Raw genomic sequence first — 317 nt, 5'->3', positions numbered from 1 at the left:
GAGGGGGGTGTTCGTTGATGCCCGGCGCCGCACAGGGGATTGAAAGTTAACGATCTGGGATCCTTCTCTCATACTTTGGTAGCGTCCGGATCAGATACACGTTGGCTCTTGGTGGTATCCAACCGACGGAGCAGTGCGGCCATCGCCTCGGGCACCGGCTCGGACGGGAGCGCGGCGTACTTGGCCGCGTTGGTCGCTAGTTCGTGCAGGATCAGCGACAGGGAGAGCGCCGCCCGCGCGCCCACCGCGACCGGCGGACCCGCGATCACGAAGCGATCGGGCCGATCCTGGTGTAGCTCCAAGGCATTCGTGATCAG

At 64.4% G+C, this 317-nt stretch carries 1 pseudogene; it reads right to left on the bottom strand.

Annotated features, from left to right (window positions below):
• Positions 1 to 68: 68 nt before the first annotated feature.
• A pseudogene (locus tag MKK65_RS07910) lies at positions 69 to 317 on the bottom strand (hypothetical protein); the annotation flags it as partial.

It is taken from the genome of Methylobacterium sp. J-001 (assembly GCF_022829565.1).
Lineage (GTDB): Bacteria > Pseudomonadota > Alphaproteobacteria > Rhizobiales > Beijerinckiaceae > Methylobacterium.
Note: the sequence above shows the minus strand (reverse complement) of the source record. Positions and strands in the feature narration are given on the sequence as shown.